Origin of the sequence: Allorhizocola rhizosphaerae (assembly GCF_003426775.1) — a bacterium.
Taxonomy (GTDB): Bacteria; Actinomycetota; Actinomycetes; order Mycobacteriales; family Micromonosporaceae; genus Allorhizocola; species Allorhizocola rhizosphaerae.
In genome coordinates this window covers 1-22,786 of sequence record NZ_QJUG01000022.1, presented here as the reverse complement: position 1 = coordinate 22,786, position 22,786 = coordinate 1, and the positions used below count along the sequence as shown (strand labels likewise).

The window sequence follows — 22,786 nt, the reverse complement described above, 5'->3', positions numbered from 1 at the left end:
GTCACAACGGTAGCGAGGGTCGCAGGACCTCCTTGGGGTTCTTGTCCATGCGCACGCCTCGCCACGCCGCGTGGCGAATCCGGCCGTCCGGCGTCCAACTGCGGAACTCGACCTCCCCGACGAGCACCGGCCGCACCCAGTTGGCGTGGCGGGCGTGCTCCCGCGGCACCTCCGCACCGTCCACAGGGGACGTTGCCCGCTTGAGCGGCGCGAGCCGCTTGCTCAGGTCGACCAGTGCGGCATCGGTGAACCCGGTGCCGACGTGCCCGAGGAAATCCAGCTTTCCCTTTTCGTTGTACGCCGCCAGCAACAGCGAGCCGATCATCCCTTCGCGTCGCCCGGCCCCCGCCTTCCACCCGACGACGATGACCTCCTGTGTCTGATTGAACGGCGTCTTGATCCAGGCGAGCGACCGCCGGCCCGGCTCATATACGGACTCGGTGGACTTGGCGATCACCCCTTCGAGCCCGTTGGCCCCGGCCGCTTCGAGCACGTCCTGCCCCGGCCCGGGGAAGCGCGGCGGCACGGACATCGGTGACGTCCCGCGCAGGCGCAGCTTTTCCAGGGCCGCGCGCCGGCGCGCGTAGGACCACCCGGTGAGCGTCTCCCCGTCCATCCACAGCAGATCGAACACGTAATACAGCACGGGAAACCGCGCCACCAGCGAAGGATCGGGCCTGCGCACGTGCATGCGCTGCTGCAGCAACCCAAAAGACGGGGCGCCGCGTTTGTCCAGGGTCACCAGCTCCCCGTCGAGCACGACCTGGCGCTTGCCCAGCTGCGCCGGCAGGCCCAGCAGTTCCGGATAGCTGGGCGTGATGTCGATGTCGTTGCGCGACATGGCGCGCACGGAGTCGGGCGTGACGCCGACGATCGCGCGCACACCGTCCCATTTGAACTCGAAGCTCCACCGCGGCCCGGTCGGGAGCTTCCCGAGGGTCGCGAGCATCGGCCGGAATAAGGGCACCACGTACAGATCATGTCGCATGTAGACCCCAGGTGGGAGGTGTATTGACAGATGACCTGATCTCTCTCATCCTGATCGGACACAAATCAACATCGATGGAATGGAGACCCCCGCCATGTCCGTCTATCGCCGCATCGCCTGGCCCGCCGTGCTAGCGATGGTCGTCACCTTCGGCCTGAGCAGCCCGGTCAAGGCAGCCGCCCCCGCCTACACGGCCCTTGGCGATTCCTACTCTTCCGGCGTCGGCACCCGGGAGTACTACTCCGACAGCGGTGGCTGCCAACGCTCACCGCACGCCTACCCGGTGATCGACGCCGCTCGCCTCGGCGCCGCGCTCACCTTCGCCGCGTGCTCGGGCGCGAAGATCCCGGGCATCCTCAGTGGACAGTTGGGCAGCCTCAACGCGGGCACGGCCTATGTCACGGTCAGCGCGGGCGGCAACGACCTGGGCTGGACCTCGGTGATCATCCAGTGCGCGAAGCCGTGGCCCTACACGTGCTGGAACGAGATCGACGCGGCCGAGAACTACATCCGCAACACGCTTCCCGGCCAACTGAACCAGCTCTACTCGACCATCAAGGGCCGGGCACCCAACGCCCGCATCGCCGCCGTCGGGTACCCGCGCCTGTTCAACGGCGAGGAGTGCAACGCGATCGCGCGCATCTCGCCCGGGGAGCAGTCCCGGCTCAATTCCGCGGCGAACCTGCTCGCCGAGACGACCAAGGCTCGCGCGCTGGCCAACGGGATCCTGTTCGTGGATGCCCGCCCGGCCTACAGCGGGCACGCCGTCTGCGACGACGTCGAGTGGATCAACGGCACGTCGTGGCCCATCGGCGAGTCCTACCACCCCAACCGCAACGGCCAGGTCGGCTACGCCGGCATCGTCGAGGCCGCCCTCCGCGGCTGAGCTTCCCACAGCGAGAGGCGCATGGGAGGGCGCCGCCGCCCTCCCATGCGGCGGATGGAACCGGGATGGCGCGGCGTGACTCGTGCTGGGCATGACGACGACGAGACGGCAGGTGCTGGCGGGGGCGGTCGGGCTTGGTGTGCTGGCCGCGTGCAAACCGGTGGCTTCACCCGGTACCCCCAAGGAAAAGGTTTTGGTCAAACACGCCAACGGCATGGGCGTGGTCGATGCGGGCACCGGCAAGTGGGTGATCGAGCCGGGCCCGGCGGTGCTTCCGGTGGACCACGGTGGGCTGGCGGTGCTGCGCGATTCGCAGCTGTCGATCTGGAGCCTCGCCTCGCACGAACGCTCCGCTCTGTCCAAGGTGGAGGGCGAGTGGAAGCCGTCCGCGATGGTTGGCGAGCGCGTGGCCCTGGTGCGCCGGACCGGCAAGGCCACGAAAATCCATGTGGCGGGCCTGGATCGGGCCTTCGACGTGCCGGGCGACATCGAGCCGGAGGCGTTCTCCCCCGACGGCAGCAAGCTTTACGTGCTCGACCACCAGCCCGACTCGTATCGCGTGCGCCTGCTGGATCTGCGGACCGGCGAGCTGCAACGATTGAATATCAGAGGCAAAGGTGTGGTACCGGCCGAGGCCGAGGAAATCATGCGGGGCCACTATCGGCAGGCGGTCTGGGACGCGCGGCGCGGCATCCTGTTCAGCCTCTACGCCCACGGCGGCGACCACCAGCACACCGGTCAGCTGCTCGGGGTGCGGCCGGACGCGCCCGGGATTCACGCCTTCATCCACGCGCTGCATCTGGCCGAGGGCTGGGCGATGTGCATCGATCTGCCGAGCCCGTTCGGCGAGTCCCCGATCGAGGCGCACGCGCTCGCGTTGAGCAACAACCTGTGCGCCGTGAACGCGGCCGCGGGAGCCGTCGCCGAGATCGACCTGGAAGGGCTGCACCTGTTGTCCGTCAAGCGGTTCACCGGTTCGGCGGGCGACGCGTTCGCGCACGGCTATCCACTGCTGGTCGGGGCCGGGGCACGCCTGACGGACCTGTCGGCGGACTGGCAGTTGGACGCGCCGCTGTCGGGCCTCGCATCCGGTGCCGACGGTCTACTGTGGACGGCCCTCGGCGAGCGGCTGGTCGCGCTGGACTGGCCGGCCCGCAGGCGGGCCCACGAGATCGCGGTGCCCGGCCTGCGGTCGGTCATCAAAACTGTTTAGTCCTATGGACTTGTGCAGCCGAACGACGTCGGCAGCTGGGTGCTTCCGTTGGGGCGCGAGGCCTGGAAGCCCCACGTCGCGGACTGACCCGGCGCGAGCGAGCCGTTCCAGTTCTGGTTGCGCTGGGTCAGGGTCTGGCCGCTGACGGTCGCGGCGGTCGGCCACGAGCCGGTGTGGGCGTGCCCGGACGGCAGCGTCACCGTCGACGTCCAGCCGTTGAGCGTGCTGGTGCCGGTGTTGGTGACGGTCACGTTCATCACGTAACCGTTGTTCCACTGGCTGCTGGGCGTGGCGGTCGTGGTGCAGCCGCCACCGCCGCCACCGGACGTGGTGGTGACGTTCACGATGCCCGAGTAGCCGGAGGTTCCCGCGTTGTTCTGGGCGCGCACGCGGTACCGGTAGGTCGTGTTGGCGGCCAGGCCGCTGTTGGTAAAGCTCGGCGACGACGACGTGCCGACCTGGGTGAAGCTGGTGCTCGTGGCGCCGGTCGCGCGCTCGATCAGGTAACTGTTGACCGTGCCGGACGAGGCGGCCCAGTTGAGCGTGACCGAGCTGGACGTCACGTTGGACGTGGTCGGCGTGCCGGGGGTGCCGGGCGGCTGAGTGCCGCCGGAGTTGGTGACGGACGCGGAGAACGAGTTGACCGCGAGGCCGACGCCGCCGCTCCACGGCTCGAATCCGGCCTGGATGCTGGTCAGGTACCAGGCCGAGGTGCCGTATTGCGAGCCGCGGGTGAACGTGTCCCGGATGAAGTCCATCACGTCGAAGCTGAAGCTCGTGATGACCGAGCCGGTGAACAGGTAGGACACCACGTTGTTCTGGCCGTTGCTGCCGGTCCAGACCTGCCAGCCGCGCCCGGCGATGTTCGCCGTGCCGGTTTGCGAGCCGATGGGCTGGATGTTGCCCTGGCGGTTGAGCCAGATCATGATCTCGGTGTCCTGCACGCCCGACACGTTGGTGTCGGCGTTGAGCCAGATGTCGTACGAGCCGTTGAACGTGCCGCTCGACGGGTAGCTCACGCCGATCGAACTGTTGGCCGTGCCGATGGTGCTGATCTGCTTGGGCAGCGGGGAGTTCGGGCTGCAGTTGCTGTAGTGGCAGCCCAGGTAGATCGACGGGTAGGACACCGGTGCGCCGGAGGTGTTGCCCTGGCCGTCCTGCTGGGTGACGGTGAAGCCGTTGCTCGTGGTGTTGATGCACTGCGTGGCGCTGGTGCCCCAGCGGTTGTTCTGGATGATGTAGCTGCCGGCGACGGTCGTGCCGAACTGCTCGCAGATGACCACGGCCTGCGCCGGTTGGGCGGCGAGCAGGCCGACGACGGTGGCGGTGATCGCGAGCAGCGTCGCGGCGGCCGCCCTCATGAGTCTTTTCCTGGTGTGCATGTCACTCCTTGGGCAGGGAGGATCCACTCGGGAGGGGGTGCAACATGTGTGGGAGCGCTTCCACACACACCATAGCCATCGATTAACATGCTTGTAAACAACCAGTGCTTTTGGTTGCTCAAGGCCCTTTGGCAAGTACGCTCCGGCAAGCGCGCTTGAGCGTCGCGCTTTCGGGGGAATCATGAGGCATGCGTCGCTGGCTGTGGTTCAACGGGCTCTCGCTCGTCATGTTGACCGCCTTCGTGGTTTTCCTTGTCCTGCAGAGCGTCTTCGGCTGGCATGTGCACAATGAGGAGCTCGTCCAGGGCGGCCGCGAGACCATTGGCTACTGGCAATATCTGGGCACAGGCCACTTCGGCGAGGCCATGTTCGAGAACTGGGAGTCCGAGTTCCTCCAGATGGGCTCCTATGTGCTGCTCACGGCGTGGCTGGTGCAGCGCGGGTCGCCCGAGTCCAAGCCGCTGCGCCAGAAGGACCGCGAAAAGGACTACCCCGAAAACGCCACGAGCCGGTCGCCGAAGTGGTCACGGGCCAAGGACCTCCGGCAGATGGTCTACCGCAACAGCCTGTCCATCGCGCTGTTCGGCATCTTCGGCCTGTCGTTCCTCGGGCACCTGCTCGCCGGGACCGCGCAGTACAACGAGCAGCAGGCCATGCAGGCCGGAGCACCGCCGGTCACGGTGTGGGAGTTTCTCGGTACCTCCGAATTCTGGTTCCAGTCCATGCAAAACTGGCAGTCGGAGTTCCTCGCCGTGGGGGCGCTCATCGTGCTGAGCATCTTCCTGCGCCAGCATGGCTCGTCGCAGTCCAAACCGGTCACCGCGACCCACGCCCACACCGGCGAGTGATGTCTACAGCCGATAGGTGAGGTCCGCCTGCACGGTGACGGTGTCCATCTGGGCCTTCTGCAGGCGGCCCGAGTAGTCCCAGTTCATCGCCTGCCACCGGGTGAACTGGTCGAGCACCCACATGCCCGACTGCCGGCTGCCGTTGCCCGAGCGTCCGTTGCCGCCGAACGGCAGGTGCGCCTCGGCACCCGACGTCGAGTTGTTCACGCTCACCATGCCCGCGCTGATCCCGCGCCGGAAAGCGAACACCTGCTTCGGATCGCGCGTGTAGATCGAGCTCGACAGGCCGTACCCGGGCGCGTTCGCCAGCTCGATGGCCTCGTCCAGCGTGCAGTACGTGGTCACCCCGATGATGGGCCCGAACGTCTCGTGGTCGAACAGCTCGTCTCCCGGTCGCACGCCATCGACGATCACCGGGTGGTAGAACAGCCCACCGGACGGATCCCCGACGAACCCCGGCCGTGGGTTGCCCGCACCGATCCGCCCGACCGGACCGTGTACCGAATGCGAGTCCTTGATCCAGCCCAGGTATTTCTCGAAGCTCTCGGCGAACTTGCCGTCCAGCAACGGCCCGTAGAGCACGTCCTGTGTCGGATCACCGAGCCGGGCCTGGTCCACAGTGGACCGCAGCTTGGCCAGGAACGGCTCGTGGATCGACTCGTGCACGATGGCCGTGCCCAGCGACGTGCACCGCTGCCCGGCCGTGCCGAAGCCCGCGAACAGCGCGCCCTCCACGGCCAGGTCGAGGTCGGCGTCGGGCGCGACCACCATCGGGTTCTTGCCGCCGAGCTCCAGGCACGGGGTTTGCAGGTGCCGCCCGCACAGCTCGCCGATGGCCCGCCCGACCTCCGTCGAGCCCGTGAAGCCCACCTTCTGGATCAGGCCCTCCTCCAAGCATGCGGAAAGCCCGGCAAACGTGGTCGGCCCGTCGGCGTGCACGACCGTGAGCACCCCGTCAGGCAGCCCACCGCGCACGAACAACTGCGCCAGCGCCTCGGCAGACGCAGCCGCGTACAACGCGGGCTTCCACACCACGGTGTTTCCGCACAGCAGCGCCGGCACGAGGTACCACGAGGGCACAGCGACCGGGAAATTGCCCGCCGTGATGACCATCGCGGTCCCGATCGGCTCGCGGAACGTGAACAGTTGTTTATCAGGCATCTCCGAAGGCACGGTCTGCCCGTAGAGCCGGCGCCCCTCACCCAGGAAGAACCGGCACGTGTCCACGATCTCCTGCACCTCGCCGCGCGCCTCGGCGATCGGCTTGCCGATCTCGCGCGTCACCAACCCGGCCAGCGCCTCGGCGTTGGCCTCCACGAGCGCGCCGATGTTGGCGATCACCTGGCCACGCACCGGCGCCGGGAGGTCGGCCCACGCCCGCTGCGCCCGCTTGGCCTCGCCGGCCGCCGCTTTGAGCCCGCTCTGAGCGCAGAGCGATACGTCAAGAACGACGTCGTCGAGTTTGGCGGGGTTGGTGGAGAGGTATGTGGAAGTCATTCCAGCATCATGCACCATCCACTTTGTCCGGTAAGAATCGTGTAAAAGGTTGATGCCCGGCTTCGAGGACTATTGCGGTTGTTTGTAGGGTTTGGTTGATGCTTACGGCGACTCATACGCATACGACGCGTACGCAAACACGAAGCTCCTACGTCGACACCCTGCGCGCGGTGGCGATCGCGCGGGTCTACCTGCACCACACGCTGTGGATCGGCTGGATGACCATGCTGTTCCCGTCCATGCCGATCATGTTCGCGCTGGCCGGGTTTCTCGCCGCGTCTTCTTTGGACCGGGCCGGCGCCGCGCACACCGTGTGGTCGCGGGTCAGGCGGCTGCTCCCGCCGCTGTGGGGCCTGGCCGCGGTGGCCGTGCCGGTGATGCTGATCCAAGGCTGGTCCGGCATCAAGTGGTCGGAGCTGCTGTACTGGGTCGTGCCGCTGGCCAACCCGATCACCAACGAGACCGGCGGCGCGTTCGCCATGGCGCTGTGGTACCTGCGCGCCTATCTGTGGTTCATCCTGCTCACGCCGGTCCTGTGGTGGGCGTTCAAGCGCTGGCCGATCGCGACGCTGACCACCCCGCTGGCGGTGTCGGCCCTGCTCTACTCCCCGCTGGTGAACCTGCCGCCGATGAGTGAGGCGAGCGACGTCATCTCTTCAACGGCTTTTTACGGTACGGCGTGGGTGCTCGGCTTCGCCCGTTACACCGGCCTCCTGGATCGGGTGCCGTGGCGGGTGTGCGGGATCATCGCGGGCTTGTTCGCGGTCGCGGGCTTGGCGTGGGGCCTGATGGTGGTGACGCCCGACCAGTCGCCGCTGGTCGACCCGATCGCCGAACAGCTGTGGAGCATCGGGTTCGTGCTCGTGCTGATGCGCCTGCGCCCGCGGATGGAGTGGATGGAGCGGTTCCCGCGGCTGCGCCGGGTCATTGCCGCGCTCAACGCGCGGGCGGTCACCATCTACATCTGGCACCTGCCCGTGCTGCTGGGCGCGGGGACGATCGTGGGATTGTTCGGCCTCGATCCGCTGCACGACGTGACAGGCAAGGCGGCCGCGATCGCGCTCGGCACTGTCCTGCTTGGACTCGCGGTGGTCGGGCTGGGCTGGATCGAGGATCTGGCGGCGAGGCGCCGCCCGGCCTTACTCCCACTATCCGGGAGATAGCTCCCATATTCTGGGCGGGCCTGATTAGGGTCGTTGGCATGTACACGCATGGCCATCACGAGTCGGTGCTGAGCTCACATCGCTGGCGCACGGCGGACAACTCGGCGGCCTACCTGCTGCCGTACCTGAAGCCCGGGATGTCGCTGCTGGACATAGGATGCGGGCCGGGCACCATCACCGCCGACCTGGCGGCGATCGTGTCTCCGGGGCCCGTGACGGCCACCGAAACCAGCGAGCCGCTGCTTGAGTTGGGACGGGCCGAGGCCGCGCGGCGGGGGCAAGGCAACATCGAGTTCGCCGTGGCCGACATCCACCGGCTGCCGTTTGACGACGGGATGTTTGACGTGGTGCACGCCCATCAGGTGCTGCAGCACGTGGCCGACCCGGTCCAGGCGCTGCGCGAGATGCGCCGGGTCTGCCGCCCTGCAGGCGTGGTCGCCGCGCGGGACAGCGATTATCGGGCGTTCGCGTGGCATCCGGAGCTCGCCGAGTTGGATGAGTGGCTGGCCCTGTATCTCGAAGTGGCGCGGCGCAACGGCGGTGAGCCCGACGCAGGCCGAAGGCTGCTGTCGTGGGCGCAGCGCGCGGGGATGACCGACATCGCGCCGAGCGCGAGCGTCTGGTGCTTCGCGACGCCCGAAGAACGGCGTTTCTGGGGCGGCATGTGGGCGGAGCGGATCGTGGAGTCGGATTTGGCACGACAATCCGGCCGGTCGCGCGAGGAGCTCACCCGGCTGTCGGAAGCGTGGCTGAGCTGGGCCGCGTCCACGGACGGTTGGCTGATCGTCCCGCACGGTGAGATTGTGTGCCGCCCGTAGGCGTAGGTAACCTGCGAACATGATCCTCGAAGATCTCTCCTGCCCGGAGATCGACGGGCTGCGCGAGGAGCTGATCGCGTTGTGTGCGCAGGCTTTCGCGGGTGAGCCGTGGCGCGAGCCGCCGGCCCGCGCGGTCAAGGTGGTCGACCGCTTCTACGAATCACTGGACCGGCCCGGTTTCCGGCTCACCGTGGCGCGCCTCGATGATGGGCTCGCCGGCTTCGCCTATGGATATGTGGACTCGTTCTGCGCGAGCCTGGATCCGAGCCGATCCTTCGGCGAGGCGTTCGAGCTCGTCGAGCTGGCCGTGTCGCCGCTGCATCAGGGCCGCGGGATCGGGCGCAAGCTGCACGACGCCCTGCTCGCCCAGGCGCCCTCGCCGCGCATGTTGCTCACCCATCAGGCGCTTGATTTACGTTCGCTCTACGCCCGGTGGGGCTGGCGCGATCTGGGTGATGTGGTCATTCCCGGGTCGGAGTCGACCCTGGCGCTGATGATGTCCACGGGCGTGAGTCTCAGGTGATGGCCGCATAGAGCAGGAGCGCCTGCTCGGCGAGCGCCGGCGACGAGGCGACCGCTCGCCGGCGCAGGCGCCGGCTATCTGCGAGGAGCTGCGACTGCCGACCGACGACCTGCACACCCTGCTGTCCGAGGCTCAGGAGGTGACGGCCTCCACGCAGGCCTGATGTCCAGCGGCGCCACGGCTCGTGTGGCCATGGGCCCCACATGCGGGCAATAGCCCGAACATGCGCGTGCTGGCCATGGCCTGGAGAGGCCGCCGACGCCGGAGTGCAGGGGCTGGCCCGGCAGCCCGGTCACCACGCAGCCCGCGGCCTGGCACAGCGCGATGCCCGCGGCGAAGTGCACGCTGTCGCGCACATTGCGGTCGACGACATAGGCCGCGCGGCGTCCGGCCGCGACCCACGTCAACGCGAGTGAGGTGGACACCACCCGCGGACTGAACAGCTCGCGGAACGAGGCGTCGGCGAGCAGGGCGGCGGTCGCCGATCCGGTGTCAAGGTCGAGCTCGACCAACCCGGACACCGCAGAAGGGGTCAGCGCGCCGTCTGTGCGGAACACCTCACCCGTGAACGGATCGGCACACGCGGCAGGCCCGTCCCGCAGGGCCACATTGACTGCGACCAGCGGGTCTGCGCGGCGAAGTTCCGCGTCCCGCACAGCGGGTCGACCAGCCACACGCGGTCGGACTCGCCCGTGCGGCCAGTCTCCTCGCCGATCACCGCGTCGCCCGGCCGCTCGCACCGCAGCACGTCGAGGATCGCGCGCTCGGCCTCGATGTCGGCGGCCGTGGCGAAGTCACCCGCGCCCTTGTCGAAGCGCGCCAAGGGTTTCCCGTATGCCGCGCGCACCACCGAGGCGCCCGCTTGGGCGGCTTTTACCGCGACTTCGACGTCGGTGAGCATCAGACGGTGAGAATTTGCGGGCCCGCGGCGGTGACCGCGATCGTGTGCTCGAAGTGCGCGGCCCGGCTGCCGTCGTCGGTGCGGATGGTCCAACCGTCGTGCGCGGTGTGGCAGCCGTCGGCCCCGCTCTCGATGAGCATCGGCTCGATCGCGATGACCAGCCCTTCGCGCAACACCATGCCGCGGCCCGCCCGGCCGGTGTTGGGCACCGACGGTTCGGCGTGCATGGCCGTGCCGACGCCGTGCCCGCCCAGCCCTGCGGGCAGGCCGTAACCCGCGCCCCGGGCCACGGCCTCGATGGCGTGCGAGATGTCGCCGATGCGCGCACCCGGCACGGCCGCCGCGATGCCCGCCGCCAGGGCCCGCGCGGTCGTGGCCGAAAGCCGTTGCGCCGCCTCGTCGACCTGTCCGATCGCGACGGTCACGGCCGCGTCGCCGTGATATCCCTCGATGTATGCGCCGCAGTCGATCGACAGCAGGTCGCCCTCGGCCAGGCGGTAGTGGTCGGGGATCCCGTGCACCACCGCGTCGTTGACCGACAGGCACAGCACGGCCGGATAAGGGATCGGCGCCCACGACGGGTGGTAGCCCAGGAACGACGGCTTTGCCCCGGCCGCCGCGATCATCTCGGCGGCCAGCGCGTCGAGCTCGGACAGGAGCACGCCCGGCGCGGCCGCCTCGGAAACGGCCGACAGCACGCTCGCCACCACCCGCCCCGACTCACGGATCTGGTCGATTTCGGCCTGGGATCGCAGAATCACCATGTCTAACGCCACTTTTCGCCGGTGATGCGCTCGTAAACCTCGACATAGCGCGCCCGGGTCGCCTCGACGATGTGGTCGGGCACCTCGGGCGCGGGCGGGGTCTTGTCCCAGCCCGTGCTCTCCGCCCAGTCGCGCACGAACTGCTTGTCGAACGCGTGCTGGGCCCGCCCCGGCTCCCACTGATCGGCCGGCCAGAAGCGCGACGAGTCGGGCGTGAGCACCTCGTCGCCGAGCACCAGCATGCCCTCGTCGTCCCACCCGAACTCAAGCTTGGTGTCGGCGATGATGATGCCCCGCTCGGCCGCGATGGCCGCGCCGCGCCGGTAGACCTCAAGCGTGAGGTGGCGGAGCTCCTCGGCGATCTCCTTGCCCTCCTGCGTCGCCACCTCGTCGAAAGTGATGAACTCATCGTGCACCCCGACGGCCTCCTTGGTCGTCGGCGTGAACACCGGCTCGGGCAGGCGCGAGCCCTCCAGCAGGCCGGGCGGCAGCTCCACCCCCGAGATGGCGCCCGTGGCCCGGTATTCCTTCAGGCCCAGCCCCGCCAGGTAACCGCGGGCGATGCACTCCACCGCGACCATGCGCAGGCGCCGGCACCGCATGGCCCGGCCCGTCCACTCGGCGGGCACGTGCCCGCCGGGGATCGTGTGGTTGGGCACGACATCGGCCAGCTGGTGGAACCACCACAGCGACAACTGGGTCAGGATGCGGCCCTTGTCGGGAATCGGGGTCGGCAGTACGACATCGTAGACCGACACCCGGTCGGACGCGACGAGAATTACGTCGTCGCCGTCGCCGTAGATATCCCTGACCTTGCCGGAGTGCAGTAGTTCCAACGCTTTTCCTTACTTGGGTGGGTGAGCCGGTTCCCAGTCGGGGCGCAGCGGCATGCCCGAGCGCTGCTCGGAATCCAGTTTCACGCCCAGAATCTGGTGCAGCTGAATGTTATTGCGGTCGAAGCCCCAGCGCGAACCGGCCAGGTACAGCTTCCAAATGCGGGCGCGGCGCAGGCCCACCTCGGCCACCGACTCATCCCAGTGCCGGTCAAGGTTGGCCGACCAGGCGGTGAGCGTCTTGGCGTAGTGCTCGCGCAGGTTTTCCTCGTGCCGCACCTCGAAACCGGTGTCGGTCATGAGCGAGAGCAGGTAACCCGGCCCTTCGAGCTCACCGTCGGGGAAGATGTAGCGGTTGATGAAGTAGTTTTCGCGCAACGCCGGTTCGAGGTTGTTGGGCCGGGTGATGCAGTGGTTGAGCAGCCGCGCGTTGGGCTTGAGTTTGTCGTAGAGGAATTTGAAGTATCCGGGCAGCTGCGCCTTGCCGATGTGCTCGGTCAGCCCGATCGAACTGATGGCATCGAAATCGGTCTCGGTCACGTCGCGGTAGTCGAGGTGGCGCACCTCGGCCAGCTCGGAAAGCCCGCGCTCGGCGATCGCCTTCTGTGCCCACTCCGCCTGGCGCAGCGACAGCGTCACGCCCAGCGCCTTGACCCCGTAGTGCTGGGCGGCGTGCATCACCATGCCACCCCAGCCGCAGCCCACGTCGAGCAGGCGCATGCCCGGCTTGAGGCCCAGCTTGCGGGCGACCAGGTCATGCTTGGTCCACTGGGCCGTCTCCAGGCTCGCGTCGTCGGACGGATAGACCGCGCAGGTGTAAGCCATGGACGGGCCCAGGATCCACGAGTAGAACTTGTTGGAAACGTCGTAGTGGTGGGCGATCGCGGCCTGGTCGCGGCGCTTGGAGTGACGCCGGCCGGGAAGGCTGCGCACCTCCTCCGGCGGGACCGGGACGGGCTTGAGCAGCTTCAGCCCGCCGAGGTCGCGGAACAGCTTGAACTTCGCGCCGAGGGTCGTGCCCAGATCGAGCGTGCTGGTCGCCATCAGCGCGGTGTGCAGATCACCGTGGATCTCCAGATCGCCCATGATGTAGGCGCGCGCCAGGCCGAGGTCGCCACCCGCCTGCGCCACATAGGACAGCGCACGCGGCGAGACGATCTCCAGCGCCACATCGGCGTCCCTGGGCCCGGCCCGGCTGCCGTCGAAGGCCCGGACCTCGATCAGATCCGACAGCCCTGTCCCCTCCACAAGAACGTCCGCCAAACCCATAAACCTCACCTCGTGCACTTGTCGTAGAGGTCCGGCAGCCGCCCCGCCGGATCGTATGCGCTCTTGACTGGGGCGTAGGCCTCGCCGTGGTAGAGCCGCCAAAACTCCTCACGTCCGTAGTGGACGGTGGAGTAGAGCGACTTGTGGCCGCCCAACGCGTTAACCCTCTCCTCGATGAGCCGGTTATGGTGGCCCTCGGCCATGCCCGGCTGGAGCGCGACACTCGACCAGAAACCGAAGTTGACGTAGAGCGTGTCGGGCTCAAGCGGATACAGCGGCCAGGTTTTATTGCCCCGCAACCGCAACGGGCACAACCACACCGGGGAAATGCCCACGTCGCGGTGGAAGAAGTCGAGAAACGCGGCGCTTCGCGCGACCGGAACCTCGACGTCCTGCACGACCGGCTCCTCCGGGAGCCTGCCCCGGATTTTATTGAGCCTGTCGCTGAAGCGATGCCGCCGGTCCCAGGCGACGATATTGCGGTACACATCGGAGCGGCGATAGCGCTTGGGCCACAGCGCGCGGACGACCGGGTTTTGCACGCCGAGCGCGCGGGAGCACCAGAACCAGTCGGTGTCCCAGCGCCACAGATAGTCGTGCACCGTCAGATAGTCGGTCTCTTTGCCCCGCAACGATTTGTAGTAGACGTCCAGGCCCGTGTAGTCGCTGGTGTGCGGGGCCTGGTCGGTGAAGCTCGCCAAGGTCAGATAGAGCTCGTCGCGCCGGAACACCACGCCGTCGACGAAGTCGTGCTCGCCGCTCGCGCACTCCTTGGCCACCGCCTCGAAGCAGGCGTCGGCGTCGGTGAAGCGCACGTGGCGCAGCCGCACGTAGGGCTTGACCGGTTGGAGCTCGATGCGCAGGCGCAGCGAGTAACCGAGCGTGCCGTAGGAGTTGGGAAAGGCGTCAAACAGCGCGGCATGCTCGTTGTCGGGCGTCGCCGTCACCACCCGGCCGTCGCCGGTCAGGATGTCCATCTCCAGCACCGACTCGTGCGGCAGCCCATGGCGAAACGAGCTCGACTCGATCCCGAGCCCGGTCACCGCGCCGCCCAGGGTGATCGTCTTGAGCTGGGGCACGACCATGGGCATCAACCCATGCGGCAGGGTCGCCGCGACCAGATCCTCGTAGGTGGTCATGCCCTGCACATCGGCCGTGCGGGCGTCGGGGTCGACGCTCAGGACGCGCCCGAACGCGCTCACGTCAAGCCCGGAGCTGCGGTCGTCGCCGAACCGGAACAGGTTGGAAGTGCGCTTCGCCAGCCGCACCGGAGCCCCGGCGGGCAGGGCCCGATATGCCGCGCGCAGCCGCTCTACCGCCTCCGAGTGCTCCATTCTCAGCATGCTATTACCTGCGAGTCATGCAGGGCACAGGCACCATATGTATCGAAGATTACATCTAACGAAGATCCATCGAAGACCGTCGGCAGGGTCTCCCGGGCCCACTGCTCGGCCTGCTCCCCGCCCTCGGTGCGCAGGTAACGCGCATACCCATCCAAGCTCATCCCAACCCGGACTTGGCGCTCCACAAAGGACACCAGCCGCAGCCCGGATGCCCCCCACGGCAGCTCACGCGGGTCCATCGGATAGTCAGGGTCGGGGTCCTCCACCCACAGCGGCTCGACCCCGTCCGGCCACCCGGTGCCGAAGTCGCACACGACGAGTACGCCGTCGGGCGCCAGGACGCGTCTCGCCTCGCGCAGGGCCACGCCCTTGTCCATGTAGTTCAGCGACCCGCTTGCGGTGATCAGCCCGAATGCGCCATCCCGGAACGGCAGCCGCTCCCCCGACCCCACCACATAACGCGGGCCGGGCAGCCGATAGCGCAGCATGTTCGGCTCGATCTCGACGCACACCACCAGGTCGGCCAGGTGCGCGATGGCGACCGCCGACAGCCCGGCCCCACACCCGACGTCGAGCGCGGCACGCACCCGCGGCAGCCCCAGTCCCGCGATGATCCGCCCATGCACCGCCGGCCGGTCCCCCGCATACCCCGCTGCCACGTCCTCCCGCTCGTACACTGTCAGCTCCTCAACAGCACGTGACAAGCGTGAGCGCCGTGCTTGTCCAGTTGCCGCCTGGCGGCGAATTGGTCCAAAATCTTAAGTATCGTCCCGGCGAATTCGACAGACTCGCCAGCCATGCGGCGGCGACGAGCGACGATCTCGCCCGCAGTACGCTCCCGTGGTGCTGATAGCGATGCCAAGTGCCAACAGCATTGACATATGACATCATGTCTGAGTCTCGGTCGCTGTGCGGCACGGTGAGGTGACAGTTGGTTGGCGGCAAAGCCATGAATGGCTGGATGCGACGACGCCGTGGCCGCCGCACCCGGATCCAGATATCGAAGGAGCACTTGCCGTCGCCCGGAACGCCGGCTGGCACTTCCGAAAAAGCACAGATCACGGTTTTGGCACTGTCAAATGCACACACCCATCGCAGTACGGCCAGACCTGCAGGGTTCCGATATCTTCGACACCGGCAAATCCGTGGGCGAGAGCGAAGGATCTGATTCGCCAGGTTCGGCACTGCCAGCACGACACGGGCGGGTCCGTTGCGTCAAGGGCAACCACGCTTGTTGCCAAGGCCGAGTCGCTAACGGCGGCCGCAACGGTGCTCTTGGAGTACGAACACCATTTGGCGGACTCAGTCGAGAAGTACGGATTAGCCCAGACCTCATCGATCAGGCCGAGGTGCAGTCGGACTTGATCACAGTTCTGCTGACTGAAGCGGAAGAATCTGATCAACTTGCCACCCTTGCACGAGCCGAGGCGAGAGATCTTGATGCCGATGTGCAGGAACTTGACACCGCTGCAGCGGTCGAGGCCGCGGCAAACGCGGCCAGTGCCGCCAGGAAGGAAGTACTTGAGCTGGATCCGACACGCATTCAGCAGGAGCTCAAAGTTCGGCTGGCGGCCGTGAGGGCGCAACTATCGGGGCTGCGTAAGAGTTTAAGCGAACGGTAGAGCCGTTTGAGGCGAACTTTAGGATGTTGGCAAACGCCAACGGTAGCCTTTATGCTGAACATCCAGAGATGCGAGGTGGGTGATTGCCGTGTACCGCATCCCGTTGCACGTAACTGGGGTAGATCTCGACGACGAACGCGTCCTGGACATCCTCGATCGGCGTTTGAACGATCTTTCATGGGCCGAGGTTTCCGGCCGCGTCATCGCCACACTCCACACGGACTGCGATGATCCCGTCGGGCAGGTGATGCAGGTCCTCCGAAGTATCAGAAACCTGCTTGGCGCGAATGTCGTAGAGGTCGATCAAGATCTGGTAAACATCAGCGGCATCGCACACCGCGTCGGGGTTACCCGTGAGGCAGTTCGCACCTGGGTCGAGGGGATCAGAGGTCCCGGAAACTTTCCCGAACACGTCGGCGCGACGGGAGCCGATCAAGGCTCTCAACGCATCTGGCGCTGGGCGGATGTATCGAACTGGCTTCATTCTTCGTTCCAATTGGGTGATGACGAAGACCATTTGTCGAGGCAACAGCTCGCCGCGGTCAATGCGGCCATTCAGGGCGTCCCCGAAGCGCTCGACCGGCAGTGGGAAAGCCTCGGCAGTGTCTTTGAAAAGGAATTGCGTGTAGCACCGGATCGATCGAGTCGGCACGTCAAGGTAGGGGAGAGATTGCCTGCCCATGTGAAGGCCAAGATCAGGCGGGCTTTGCAGGATCGACAGTTGGCCCGTGCCGCCATCAAGCCGATTGAGGTGTCGGTGTCGGCAGAACGACGGTCTGAACACCATGGCCAATAAGCGCTTGCCGGAGGCACCGCGGGTCAAGAAGCCGCGAGGAATTGCCGATGACGACTTCGAGACGTTGGTCGAAAACTCGGAGCTGCTTGGTATCCGGACGGTAAAGGTGCATGGCGAACGATTGTCCGATGACGATGCTTCGCATGCCGAGAATATGCGCATCCGGATCACGCCGAATATCAAGCGACGGGGCGACCTGTTCGACTGCAGATACAATTTTGAAACGCGCATATTCGCGCCCGATGACAAGCCATTGGCGGTTATAGACATCGATCTCGTCGCCACCTTTGAATTCGCCACAAGAGCGAAGGTCACTGCCGAGCTCGTGCAAAGGTTTGTCAAGGAAGTGGGCTACTTTGTGGTGTTCCCCTACGCCCGTGAGGGTATAGAATCAATCGGTACTCGCCTGGGAATAGGCACGATCACACTCGGCATCCTGCAGCAGGCCGGTGAGAAACCTATCTCCGCATCGTTTGTCCCCGCGTCGGAGAGACGGCTGGCGGCGGAGCCGGTGGTTGGCAGAGGCTAACGAGGGTGCATCTCAGAGGCCTCGACCAAGGCCAGGTGGGCCGGGTCGTTGGCGCGGATGACGATGTCGGCGAAGGAGGCGGGGTTGACCTCGTCGGCGTAGCGCTCGTATGCGGGCAGGGTCCACGCCAGCTCGCTCGGCGTCCGCCGGGCCAGGGCGGCCGGCGAGAGCTCAAAGTGGACGGTCAGGTCGAACGGTAGCTCCCCGCCCAGCAGCAGGTCGCCGCTGACCAGCAGCACCCCACCGGGCGCAAGTGAGACGTAGTCGGCGCGCGTCGCGCGGTCCGTGACCGGGTCCCACAGTGACGGGAGCACCCGCCCGGTCCCGCCCGGCGCGAGCGGATCGAGCACCTCGCGCCGCAGCCCGCCCGCGTCGACCCAGCCTTCGTAATAGGAGTCGGGATTGGTGCGCCCCTGCTCGAGCCGTACCGAAGCCGGCCGCAGGAACTTGTCCGTGCTCACGTGCAGGGCCGGCCGCCCGCGGGCCGGCATTTCCTGGGCAAGCCGCGCGGCGAGGTCGGGCGGGCGGGCCGCCGGCGGACCGTCGATGGCGGCACGCACCCACTGGCCGGGCGGAAAGGACGCCAGCCGTTGGGCCAGCATATCCACCAGGGCATCATGGGCGATCGGCCGTATCCGCACCGGTCAAGAATGCCAGCCGCACCGGGGCCGTTTTCGCGAGAGCTTGCCCGAGCGAACCAGCAGGCATGCTCAGCGAAGCGAAGCGGAGGGAGGCCATTGTGGTACCCACCCTTTCCATCCAAGTCAGCGTTGTGCACCATCGTGGAAAGGCCCGCTGAAGATCTGATGACGCTGGGCTGTATGCGCCGTCCAGTCGGGTTAGGATCGGCGATACATGGCTCGACCTTTCGATAGACTTCGATAGACGGGGAAACGCCATGGCACAACTGGCCTTTGTCGTCCTGGGCCCCGCGGAGCTGCTCGTGGATGGCAAGCGGGTGGCGCTGCCCGGACCGCGGGCCCGTGCCATCCTGGCGCTGCTGGCCCTGCGGGCGGGGCAGCGCGTGTCCATGGACCGGCTCATCGACGCACTGTGGCCGCAGGGCCCGCCCGCCTATGCCCGAAACCAATTGCAGGGATATGTGTCCAAGCTGAGACGCTTGCTTCCGGCCGGTGTCCTTTCCACCCTTCCTTCCGGGGGGTACCGGCTTGAGGCCGACCCCGAATCGGTTGACGCGCACCGGTTCGAGCGCCTGGCCCGCACCGGCGAGCAGGCTCTGGCCGACGGCCGGCTCGACGACGCCGCCCACACCCTGGAGGCCGCGCTGGCCCTGTGGCCGGGCCCGACCACCACCGACGCCGACTGGTCGCTGGCCCCGGCCGAGCGTCCGCGCCTGCACGAGCTGCACCGTTGCGCGCTCGAATACCGCATCGACGTGGACCTGCGCCGGCAGCGCTTCGGTGACGTCATCGGCCGGCTGCAGGACCTGGTCGCCGCGCACCCGCTGCACGAGGGTTTCCGGCTGCGGCTGATGCGTGCCCTGCACGGAAGCGGCCGGCACGCCGAGGCACTGGCCGCCTATCGCGACGCCCACCGGGTGTTCACCGACGAGCTCGGCATCGAGCCCAGCACGGAGCTCAAATCCCTTGAGCGGGCGATACTTCAGGGCGAGCCTGCGGTGATTGCCAGTGCTTCGTGCCTCCTGCCGCCCGCCGTTTCGGGCTTTGTCGGCCGACACGAGGAGATGGCGCGCGCCCGTGCGGCGCTGGAGGCCGAACGCTTCCTGCTCCTCACGGGCGCGGGCGGGGTCGGCAAGTCCACCATGGCAACCAGGCTGGCCCACGCCGTGCGCCCCCGCTATCCGGACGGCCAGCTGTTCATCGACCTGCACGGGATGGGCCCGCGGCCACGCCCGCCGCACGAGTCGCTGGGCCTGCTGCTGCGCGGCATGGGCGTGCCCGGAGCCGCCGTGCCCGACGATCCGACCGAGCGCCAGATGGCCTACCGCTCGCTGGTGGCCGACCGGGCCGTGCTCATCGTGCTCGACGATGCGGCGGGCGAGCAGCAGGTGCGCCCGCTTCTGCCGGGCACGGGCCGGTCGGCGGTGGTCATCACGAGCCGCTCCCGCCTGGCCGGGCTCGACGACACGCTGCGCGTGCCGCTGGGCGTGCTCGACCGGGGCGAATCGCTCCAGCTGATGTCCGAAATCGCTGGGGCGCAACGGGTTGACGCCGAGCCGAGCGCGGCCGACACGATCGCGCGGCTGTGCGGGGACCACCCGCTGGCCGTACGAATAGCCGCCGCACGCATCGCGGCCCGGCCCCACTTGAGGCTGGCGTGGTTGGCCGACGAGCTGTCCGACGAGCACGGGCGGCTCGACGCGCTGTGCGCGGGCGACCTGGAGGTCCGGGCCACCCTGGCGGTGGGTTATGACGGCCTGGACCCGTTGGCGCGCAAGGCATTACGCCTGCTCAGCCGGGTGGAGGCGCCGGATTTCCCGGCGTGGATGGTGGCGTGCCTGCTCGACGCCACCGTCACGGACGCGGAGCGCTGCCTGGAGGCACTCGTCGAGGCGTGGCTGGTCGAGCCGGTGGAGTCGGCCGAAAATGCGCGGCTCCCCCGGTACCATATGCATGATTTGATAAGGCTTTTCGCGAAGGAACGGGCCGATGCCGAAGAGGCGGAGCCCGACGGCAACGCCGCGCTCGACCGGGTTTTCGGCGGCTATCTGGCGGTCGCCGAGCGGGCCGACGACGCGCTCGCGGCCGGAATCCTGAAGGTGGATCGGCTCGACGCCAATCGCCATCCACTGCCGGACGGTTACACCAAGGCTCTGCTCGCCGACCCGAGTGGATGGCTCATGGGCGAGTTGCCCACCCTGGTCGCCCTCGTCGCGCAGGCCGCATCCGTCAAGGCGGCGGAGGTCGCGTGCGGGCTTGCCGCGGCCATGGCCAAGTTCATGGAGACCCGCAACCTGTACGACGAATGGGCCTACACGCACACCCGGGCTCTCGACGCGGCCCTGGCGGCGGGGGCGCAACGGGCAGCGCTGGCGATCATGCGCAATCTCGGCGAGTTGCACGCCATCCGCGACGAATACGACGAGGCGGTCCGGCGATACCATCAGACGCTCGCCATCGCCCACGCGCTCGACGACCGGCCCTATCAGGCGGCCGCGCTGGCCGGGCTGGGATACGTGCACCGGCTGCTGGGCTCCTATCCGGAAAGCATCGCCCACTTTACAGACGCCGCGCAGGTCGCCCGGCGCATCGGCAACCGGCGCGCGGAAATCTACTCCGAGCACGGCCTCGGGACGGTGTGGTTCGAGCAGGGACGGTTGGAGCAGGCGCGCGAGCGGTTCGCGGGATGCCTGCGCGGCAGCCGGCAGGCCGGGTTCCGCGCGGGTGAGGCCCAGGCGTTGCGCGGGCTGGGGCTGGTACACCTGACACAGGGCGACACCGGATCGGCGCAGCGGTGCCTGCGTCGGGCGCTGGCCATCAGCACCGAGCTCGGGGACCGGCTCGTCGCGGCATACTCCGAGCAGCTGCTCGCCGAAGCGCTCATCCAAAGTGGACGCGTCGAGCAGGGGCTCGCGCTGCTGGATCGGGCCGATGAGGTGTTCGCCTCGTTCGGCAACCGGTTCGGGCAGGCGATGGCGATGCTCAGCCGGGCGCGGGCCCATCGGGCGTGCGGGCAGCGCGACGAGGCGCGAAAACTGGCCGAGCGGGCCCGCGCGACCTGGCGGCAGCTGCGCATCCACTACTGGCCCATGCAGGCGCAACTGTTACTCGACAGCGTGCACGACTAGGCTATGCTCCCTCGCGGCGACGAGGGGGACGCAGGTGACGGAGAGTCAAGGCATGAGCCGCCGAGCGTTATCAATGCTCGCGGAGCAGACGCTCGGGCGGTGGGCCGCCGGCGTGGGCGCGATAGTGCTTGCGGTGTCCGGAGTTTTCGGCGGATGGGAGAAGGCCGAGGGCCCGCCGCCGACCGGACCGGGCGTCGCCATCGACGGTGGCACATGGACGGTGACCCTCCACGACGCGCGCCTGGTCGGCGAGCTCGGGCCGATGAAGTTGCCGCGCAAGGAAAACCACTGGCTCGCCGTGGTGGCGACGATCGAGGTCAAGACCGATGAGACCCGACCCATCAGCGGCGTCATCCAGCTGCCCGAGACCGCGGGCATCGACAACGACGAGGACGGCCTGACCTCGGCGCGCGATGTCATGCTGATGCGCGATGCCACCATCATCAGCCAGCTGCATCCCGGCATGCCGGAAAAGGTGGTCTTCTTTTGGGAGCGGGAAAAGAATTCTCCGGTACCAAGTGAGCTTCGGCTGGTCGTGACGGCGTGGGAATACCGGGAGAATTCGCTCACCCAGGGCAACGAATGGTTCCCCAATGAGGACGCCTACACCGTGGCCAGCGTGCCGGTGCTCGACAAGCGCGACGCGACCGCGTCGGCGTCGCCCACGACCGGCCCGCGCCCCACGCCGAGCACGACCCCAACGGCCAGGCCCAGCGGTTCGACCAGTCCACGGCCCACCGCCAGTGCGAGGCCCTCGTCATGAGCGAAGCTGGACGCCACCGCAAACTCGGTCCGCTGCAACGGTTTTTCGTCCGTGCCGGGTCCGTGATACTGGTGATCTCCGCGCTGTCGGTGGGCAACGTGGTCATCAAGTTCACACCGGGCACCGACGAACTGGGGCGGCCGTTCCTGCGTGCGGGCGAGGTGAGCGACAAGGTCGACGTGCGCGAGTTCGAGATGACCGTGCTGTCGGCCCGGGTGGGTTCGGTCATCAAGGCGCCCAACAAGTGGGAGCATGACACGCAGGGCAAGTGGGTCGTGCTGCGCGTGCGGCTCATGATGCATCGACAGGCGCGCATCGTGCGCTACGCCGCCGTGCATGACGCGCGGGAGCGCATCTTCCACTTCTCCGACCGGCTCGACCAGCCGCTGGTCGACGGGTCGCGCCTGCTGCAGCCCGGCATCGCGGTCGAGGCCGACGTCGCCTTCGAGGTCCCCATCGACGCGGTCGGCCTCACCGCCCGCTTCGCGGTGAACGGCACCGAGTTCAACCGCCGCTTGGACGCCATGTCCGAAATAGCGCTGCCGGTGCCCGAAACCGCCTTCCTCAGCCCCGAGCCGATCGCCATCGCGCCGCTGGAGGTGAAGCCGTGACCACCAATGGCCACAATCCGCATGGCCACAATCCGCCACCGCACCCCGGCTCGTACCCACCGGTCGCACCGGCGGCAGCCCAGCAGAATGGGCAACCGCCGCAGTGGTGGCCGGCAGTCGGCTCGCCAGCGCCCACACCGCCGTCGCCCACAGCGCCCGCCCCGACGTCGCCAGCGCCCGCATCGCCAGCGCCCGCATCGCCAGCGCCCGGATGGCCGACGCCCGGATCGCCAGCCCTCGCGTCGCCAGCGTCCGCATCGCCAGCGCC

General features: G+C 67.8%; 21 protein-coding genes and 1 pseudogene. 12 read left to right on the top strand and 10 right to left on the bottom strand.

Features of this window, described 5'->3' with window-relative positions:
- Nucleotide 1: 1 nt before the first annotated feature.
- Nucleotides 2–970 (bottom strand): non-homologous end-joining DNA ligase, encoded by a 969-nt coding sequence (gene ligD, locus DM816_RS06540; protein WP_246001651.1) that lies wholly within the window; start codon nt 968–970, stop codon nt 2–4.
- 97 nt (nt 971–1,067) lie between these two features.
- Between ligD and DM816_RS06535 the strand changes: the two genes are divergently transcribed.
- Together DM816_RS06535 and DM816_RS06530 are read left to right on the top strand one after the other, a co-directional pair.
- A complete protein-coding gene (locus DM816_RS06535) occupies nt 1,068–1,874 on the top strand; it encodes an SGNH/GDSL hydrolase family protein (RefSeq protein ID WP_246001650.1) in 807 nt (268 codons plus the stop codon).
- A 91-nt stretch (nt 1,875–1,965) separates the two neighbouring features.
- A complete protein-coding gene (locus DM816_RS06530) occupies nt 1,966–3,087 on the top strand; it encodes a TolB-like translocation protein (RefSeq protein ID WP_162907182.1) in 1,122 nt (373 codons plus the stop codon).
- Between the two features lie 2 nt (nt 3,088–3,089).
- On the opposite strand, the gene DM816_RS06525 is transcribed toward DM816_RS06530, so the two are convergent.
- On the bottom strand, nt 3,090–4,448 hold the full coding sequence (locus DM816_RS06525; protein WP_117209236.1) for a GH12 family glycosyl hydrolase domain-containing protein: 1,359 nt from the start codon (nt 4,446–4,448) through the stop codon (nt 3,090–3,092).
- A 209-nt stretch (nt 4,449–4,657) separates the two neighbouring features.
- On the opposite strand from DM816_RS06525, the gene DM816_RS06520 reads away from it, so the two are divergent.
- Complete coding sequence (locus DM816_RS06520; RefSeq protein ID WP_117209235.1) at nt 4,658–5,317, top strand: DUF6766 family protein; 660 nt, start codon at nt 4,658–4,660, stop codon at nt 5,315–5,317.
- Between the two features lie 3 nt (nt 5,318–5,320).
- On the opposite strand, the gene DM816_RS06515 is transcribed toward DM816_RS06520, so the two are convergent.
- Nucleotides 5,321–6,814, bottom strand: a complete 1,494-nt coding sequence (locus tag DM816_RS06515; RefSeq protein WP_211588570.1) for an aldehyde dehydrogenase family protein — start codon at nt 6,812–6,814, stop codon at nt 5,321–5,323.
- A 98-nt stretch (nt 6,815–6,912) separates the two neighbouring features.
- Here DM816_RS06515 and DM816_RS06510 point away from each other — a divergent pair, with 98 nt between their 5' ends.
- From DM816_RS06510 to DM816_RS06500, 3 genes are read left to right on the top strand one after another with little or no spacing between them, the layout of a single operon-like run.
- Entirely contained in the window at nt 6,913–7,977 is a 1,065-nt protein-coding gene (locus DM816_RS06510; RefSeq protein ID WP_117209233.1) for an acyltransferase family protein, read from the top strand.
- Nucleotides 7,978–8,015: 38 nt separating this feature from the next.
- Nucleotides 8,016–8,795 (top strand): class I SAM-dependent methyltransferase, encoded by a 780-nt coding sequence (locus tag DM816_RS06505; RefSeq protein ID WP_117209232.1) that lies wholly within the window; start codon nt 8,016–8,018, stop codon nt 8,793–8,795.
- A gap of 19 nt (nt 8,796–8,814) precedes the next feature.
- On the top strand, nt 8,815–9,318 hold the full coding sequence (locus DM816_RS06500) for a GNAT family N-acetyltransferase (RefSeq protein WP_117209231.1): 504 nt from the start codon (nt 8,815–8,817) through the stop codon (nt 9,316–9,318).
- 248 nt (nt 9,319–9,566) lie between these two features.
- Here the strand turns inward: DM816_RS06500 and DM816_RS06495 are convergent.
- From DM816_RS06495 to DM816_RS06470, 6 genes and pseudogenes are all read right to left on the bottom strand, one after another.
- Nucleotides 9,567–10,222 (bottom strand): annotated as a pseudogene (locus tag DM816_RS06495) (inositol monophosphatase family protein); the annotation flags it as partial.
- The gene (map, locus tag DM816_RS06490) at nt 10,219–10,983 is read right to left on the bottom strand and encodes a type I methionyl aminopeptidase (RefSeq protein ID WP_117209230.1); all 765 of its coding nucleotides are present in this window, start codon (nt 10,981–10,983) and stop codon (nt 10,219–10,221) included. The gene map and the pseudogene DM816_RS06495, both read right to left, overlap by 4 nt.
- 2 nt (nt 10,984–10,985) lie before the next feature.
- Nucleotides 10,986–11,819, bottom strand: a complete 834-nt coding sequence (locus DM816_RS06485) for a phosphoribosylaminoimidazolesuccinocarboxamide synthase (RefSeq protein ID WP_117209229.1) — start codon at nt 11,817–11,819, stop codon at nt 10,986–10,988.
- A 9-nt stretch (nt 11,820–11,828) separates the two neighbouring features.
- Nucleotides 11,829–13,085 (bottom strand): SAM-dependent methyltransferase, encoded by a 1,257-nt coding sequence (locus tag DM816_RS06480; protein WP_117209267.1) that lies wholly within the window; start codon nt 13,083–13,085, stop codon nt 11,829–11,831.
- Between the two features lie 5 nt (nt 13,086–13,090).
- On the bottom strand, nt 13,091–14,419 hold the full coding sequence (locus DM816_RS06475) for an FAD-binding oxidoreductase (protein WP_246001649.1): 1,329 nt from the start codon (nt 14,417–14,419) through the stop codon (nt 13,091–13,093).
- Between the two features lie 2 nt (nt 14,420–14,421).
- Nucleotides 14,422–15,105, bottom strand: a complete 684-nt coding sequence (locus tag DM816_RS06470; protein WP_162907180.1) for a class I SAM-dependent methyltransferase — start codon at nt 15,103–15,105, stop codon at nt 14,422–14,424.
- A 684-nt stretch (nt 15,106–15,789) separates the two neighbouring features.
- On the opposite strand from DM816_RS06470, the gene DM816_RS06465 reads away from it, so the two are divergent.
- The 3 genes from DM816_RS06465 to DM816_RS06455 all read left to right on the top strand — a co-directional run bounded on the left by DM816_RS06465 (nt 15,790) and on the right by DM816_RS06455 (nt 17,375).
- The gene (locus tag DM816_RS06465; protein WP_162907179.1) at nt 15,790–16,050 is read left to right on the top strand and encodes a hypothetical protein; all 261 of its coding nucleotides are present in this window, start codon (nt 15,790–15,792) and stop codon (nt 16,048–16,050) included.
- 79 nt (nt 16,051–16,129) lie between these two features.
- Nucleotides 16,130–16,846 carry a hypothetical protein gene (locus DM816_RS42265; protein ID WP_162907178.1) on the top strand — a complete coding sequence of 239 codons (717 nt, stop codon included), beginning with the start codon at nt 16,130–16,132 and terminating at the stop codon, nt 16,844–16,846.
- Nucleotides 16,836–17,375 carry a hypothetical protein gene (locus tag DM816_RS06455; RefSeq protein ID WP_117209224.1) on the top strand — a complete coding sequence of 180 codons (540 nt, stop codon included), beginning with the start codon at nt 16,836–16,838 and terminating at the stop codon, nt 17,373–17,375. Before DM816_RS42265 ends, DM816_RS06455 begins: the two co-directional genes overlap by 11 nt.
- Here the strand turns inward: DM816_RS06455 and DM816_RS06450 are convergent.
- Nucleotides 17,372–18,016 (bottom strand): nucleoside/nucleotide kinase family protein, encoded by a 645-nt coding sequence (locus DM816_RS06450; RefSeq protein WP_117209223.1) that lies wholly within the window; start codon nt 18,014–18,016, stop codon nt 17,372–17,374. The genes DM816_RS06455 and DM816_RS06450 overlap by 4 nt on opposite strands.
- 257 nt (nt 18,017–18,273) lie before the next feature.
- Between DM816_RS06450 and DM816_RS06445 the strand changes: the two genes are divergently transcribed.
- Genes DM816_RS06445 through DM816_RS06435 form a run of 3 tightly spaced genes read left to right on the top strand, consistent with a single transcriptional unit; the run spans nt 18,274 to nt 22,518 of the window.
- Nucleotides 18,274–21,144, top strand: coding sequence for an AfsR/SARP family transcriptional regulator (locus DM816_RS06445; protein ID WP_117209222.1), 2,871 nt, complete (start codon nt 18,274–18,276; stop codon nt 21,142–21,144).
- A gap of 52 nt (nt 21,145–21,196) precedes the next feature.
- On the top strand, nt 21,197–21,907 hold the full coding sequence (locus DM816_RS06440) for a hypothetical protein (RefSeq protein ID WP_162907177.1): 711 nt from the start codon (nt 21,197–21,199) through the stop codon (nt 21,905–21,907).
- Nucleotides 21,904–22,518 carry a hypothetical protein gene (locus DM816_RS06435; RefSeq protein WP_117209220.1) on the top strand — a complete coding sequence of 205 codons (615 nt, stop codon included), beginning with the start codon at nt 21,904–21,906 and terminating at the stop codon, nt 22,516–22,518. The genes DM816_RS06440 and DM816_RS06435 overlap by 4 nt, the downstream gene beginning before the upstream one ends.
- The last annotated feature ends 268 nt before the right edge of the window (nt 22,519–22,786 follow it).

Bases quoted from the DNA above. Each gene is read 5' to 3' on its own strand.
- DM816_RS06535 (WP_246001650.1), top strand. From the start codon at position 1,068: ATGGAGACCCCCGCCATGTCCGTCTATCGCCGCATCGCCTGGCCCGCC.
- DM816_RS06530 (WP_162907182.1), top strand. From the start codon at position 1,966: ATGACGACGACGAGACGGCAGGTGCTGGCGGGGGCGGTCGGGCTTGGT.
- DM816_RS06525 (WP_117209236.1), bottom strand. From the start codon at position 4,448: ATGAGGGCGGCCGCCGCGACGCTGCTCGCGATCACCGCCACCGTCGTC.
- DM816_RS06520 (WP_117209235.1), top strand. From the start codon at position 4,658: ATGCGTCGCTGGCTGTGGTTCAACGGGCTCTCGCTCGTCATGTTGACC.
- DM816_RS06515 (WP_211588570.1), bottom strand. From the start codon at position 6,814: ATGACTTCCACATACCTCTCCACCAACCCCGCCAAACTCGACGACGTC.
- DM816_RS06510 (WP_117209233.1), top strand. From the start codon at position 6,913: ATGCTTACGGCGACTCATACGCATACGACGCGTACGCAAACACGAAGC.
- DM816_RS06505 (WP_117209232.1), top strand. From the start codon at position 8,016: ATGTACACGCATGGCCATCACGAGTCGGTGCTGAGCTCACATCGCTGG.
- DM816_RS06500 (WP_117209231.1), top strand. From the start codon at position 8,815: ATGATCCTCGAAGATCTCTCCTGCCCGGAGATCGACGGGCTGCGCGAG.
- map (WP_117209230.1), bottom strand. From the start codon at position 10,983: ATGGTGATTCTGCGATCCCAGGCCGAAATCGACCAGATCCGTGAGTCG.
- DM816_RS06480 (WP_117209267.1), bottom strand. From the start codon at position 13,085: ATGGGTTTGGCGGACGTTCTTGTGGAGGGGACAGGGCTGTCGGATCTG.
- DM816_RS06475 (WP_246001649.1), bottom strand. From the start codon at position 14,419: ATGGAGCACTCGGAGGCGGTAGAGCGGCTGCGCGCGGCATATCGGGCC.
- DM816_RS06455 (WP_117209224.1), top strand. From the start codon at position 16,836: ATGGCCAATAAGCGCTTGCCGGAGGCACCGCGGGTCAAGAAGCCGCGA.
- DM816_RS06445 (WP_117209222.1), top strand. From the start codon at position 18,274: ATGGCACAACTGGCCTTTGTCGTCCTGGGCCCCGCGGAGCTGCTCGTG.
- DM816_RS06440 (WP_162907177.1), top strand. From the start codon at position 21,197: ATGAGCCGCCGAGCGTTATCAATGCTCGCGGAGCAGACGCTCGGGCGG.
- DM816_RS06435 (WP_117209220.1), top strand. From the start codon at position 21,904: ATGAGCGAAGCTGGACGCCACCGCAAACTCGGTCCGCTGCAACGGTTT.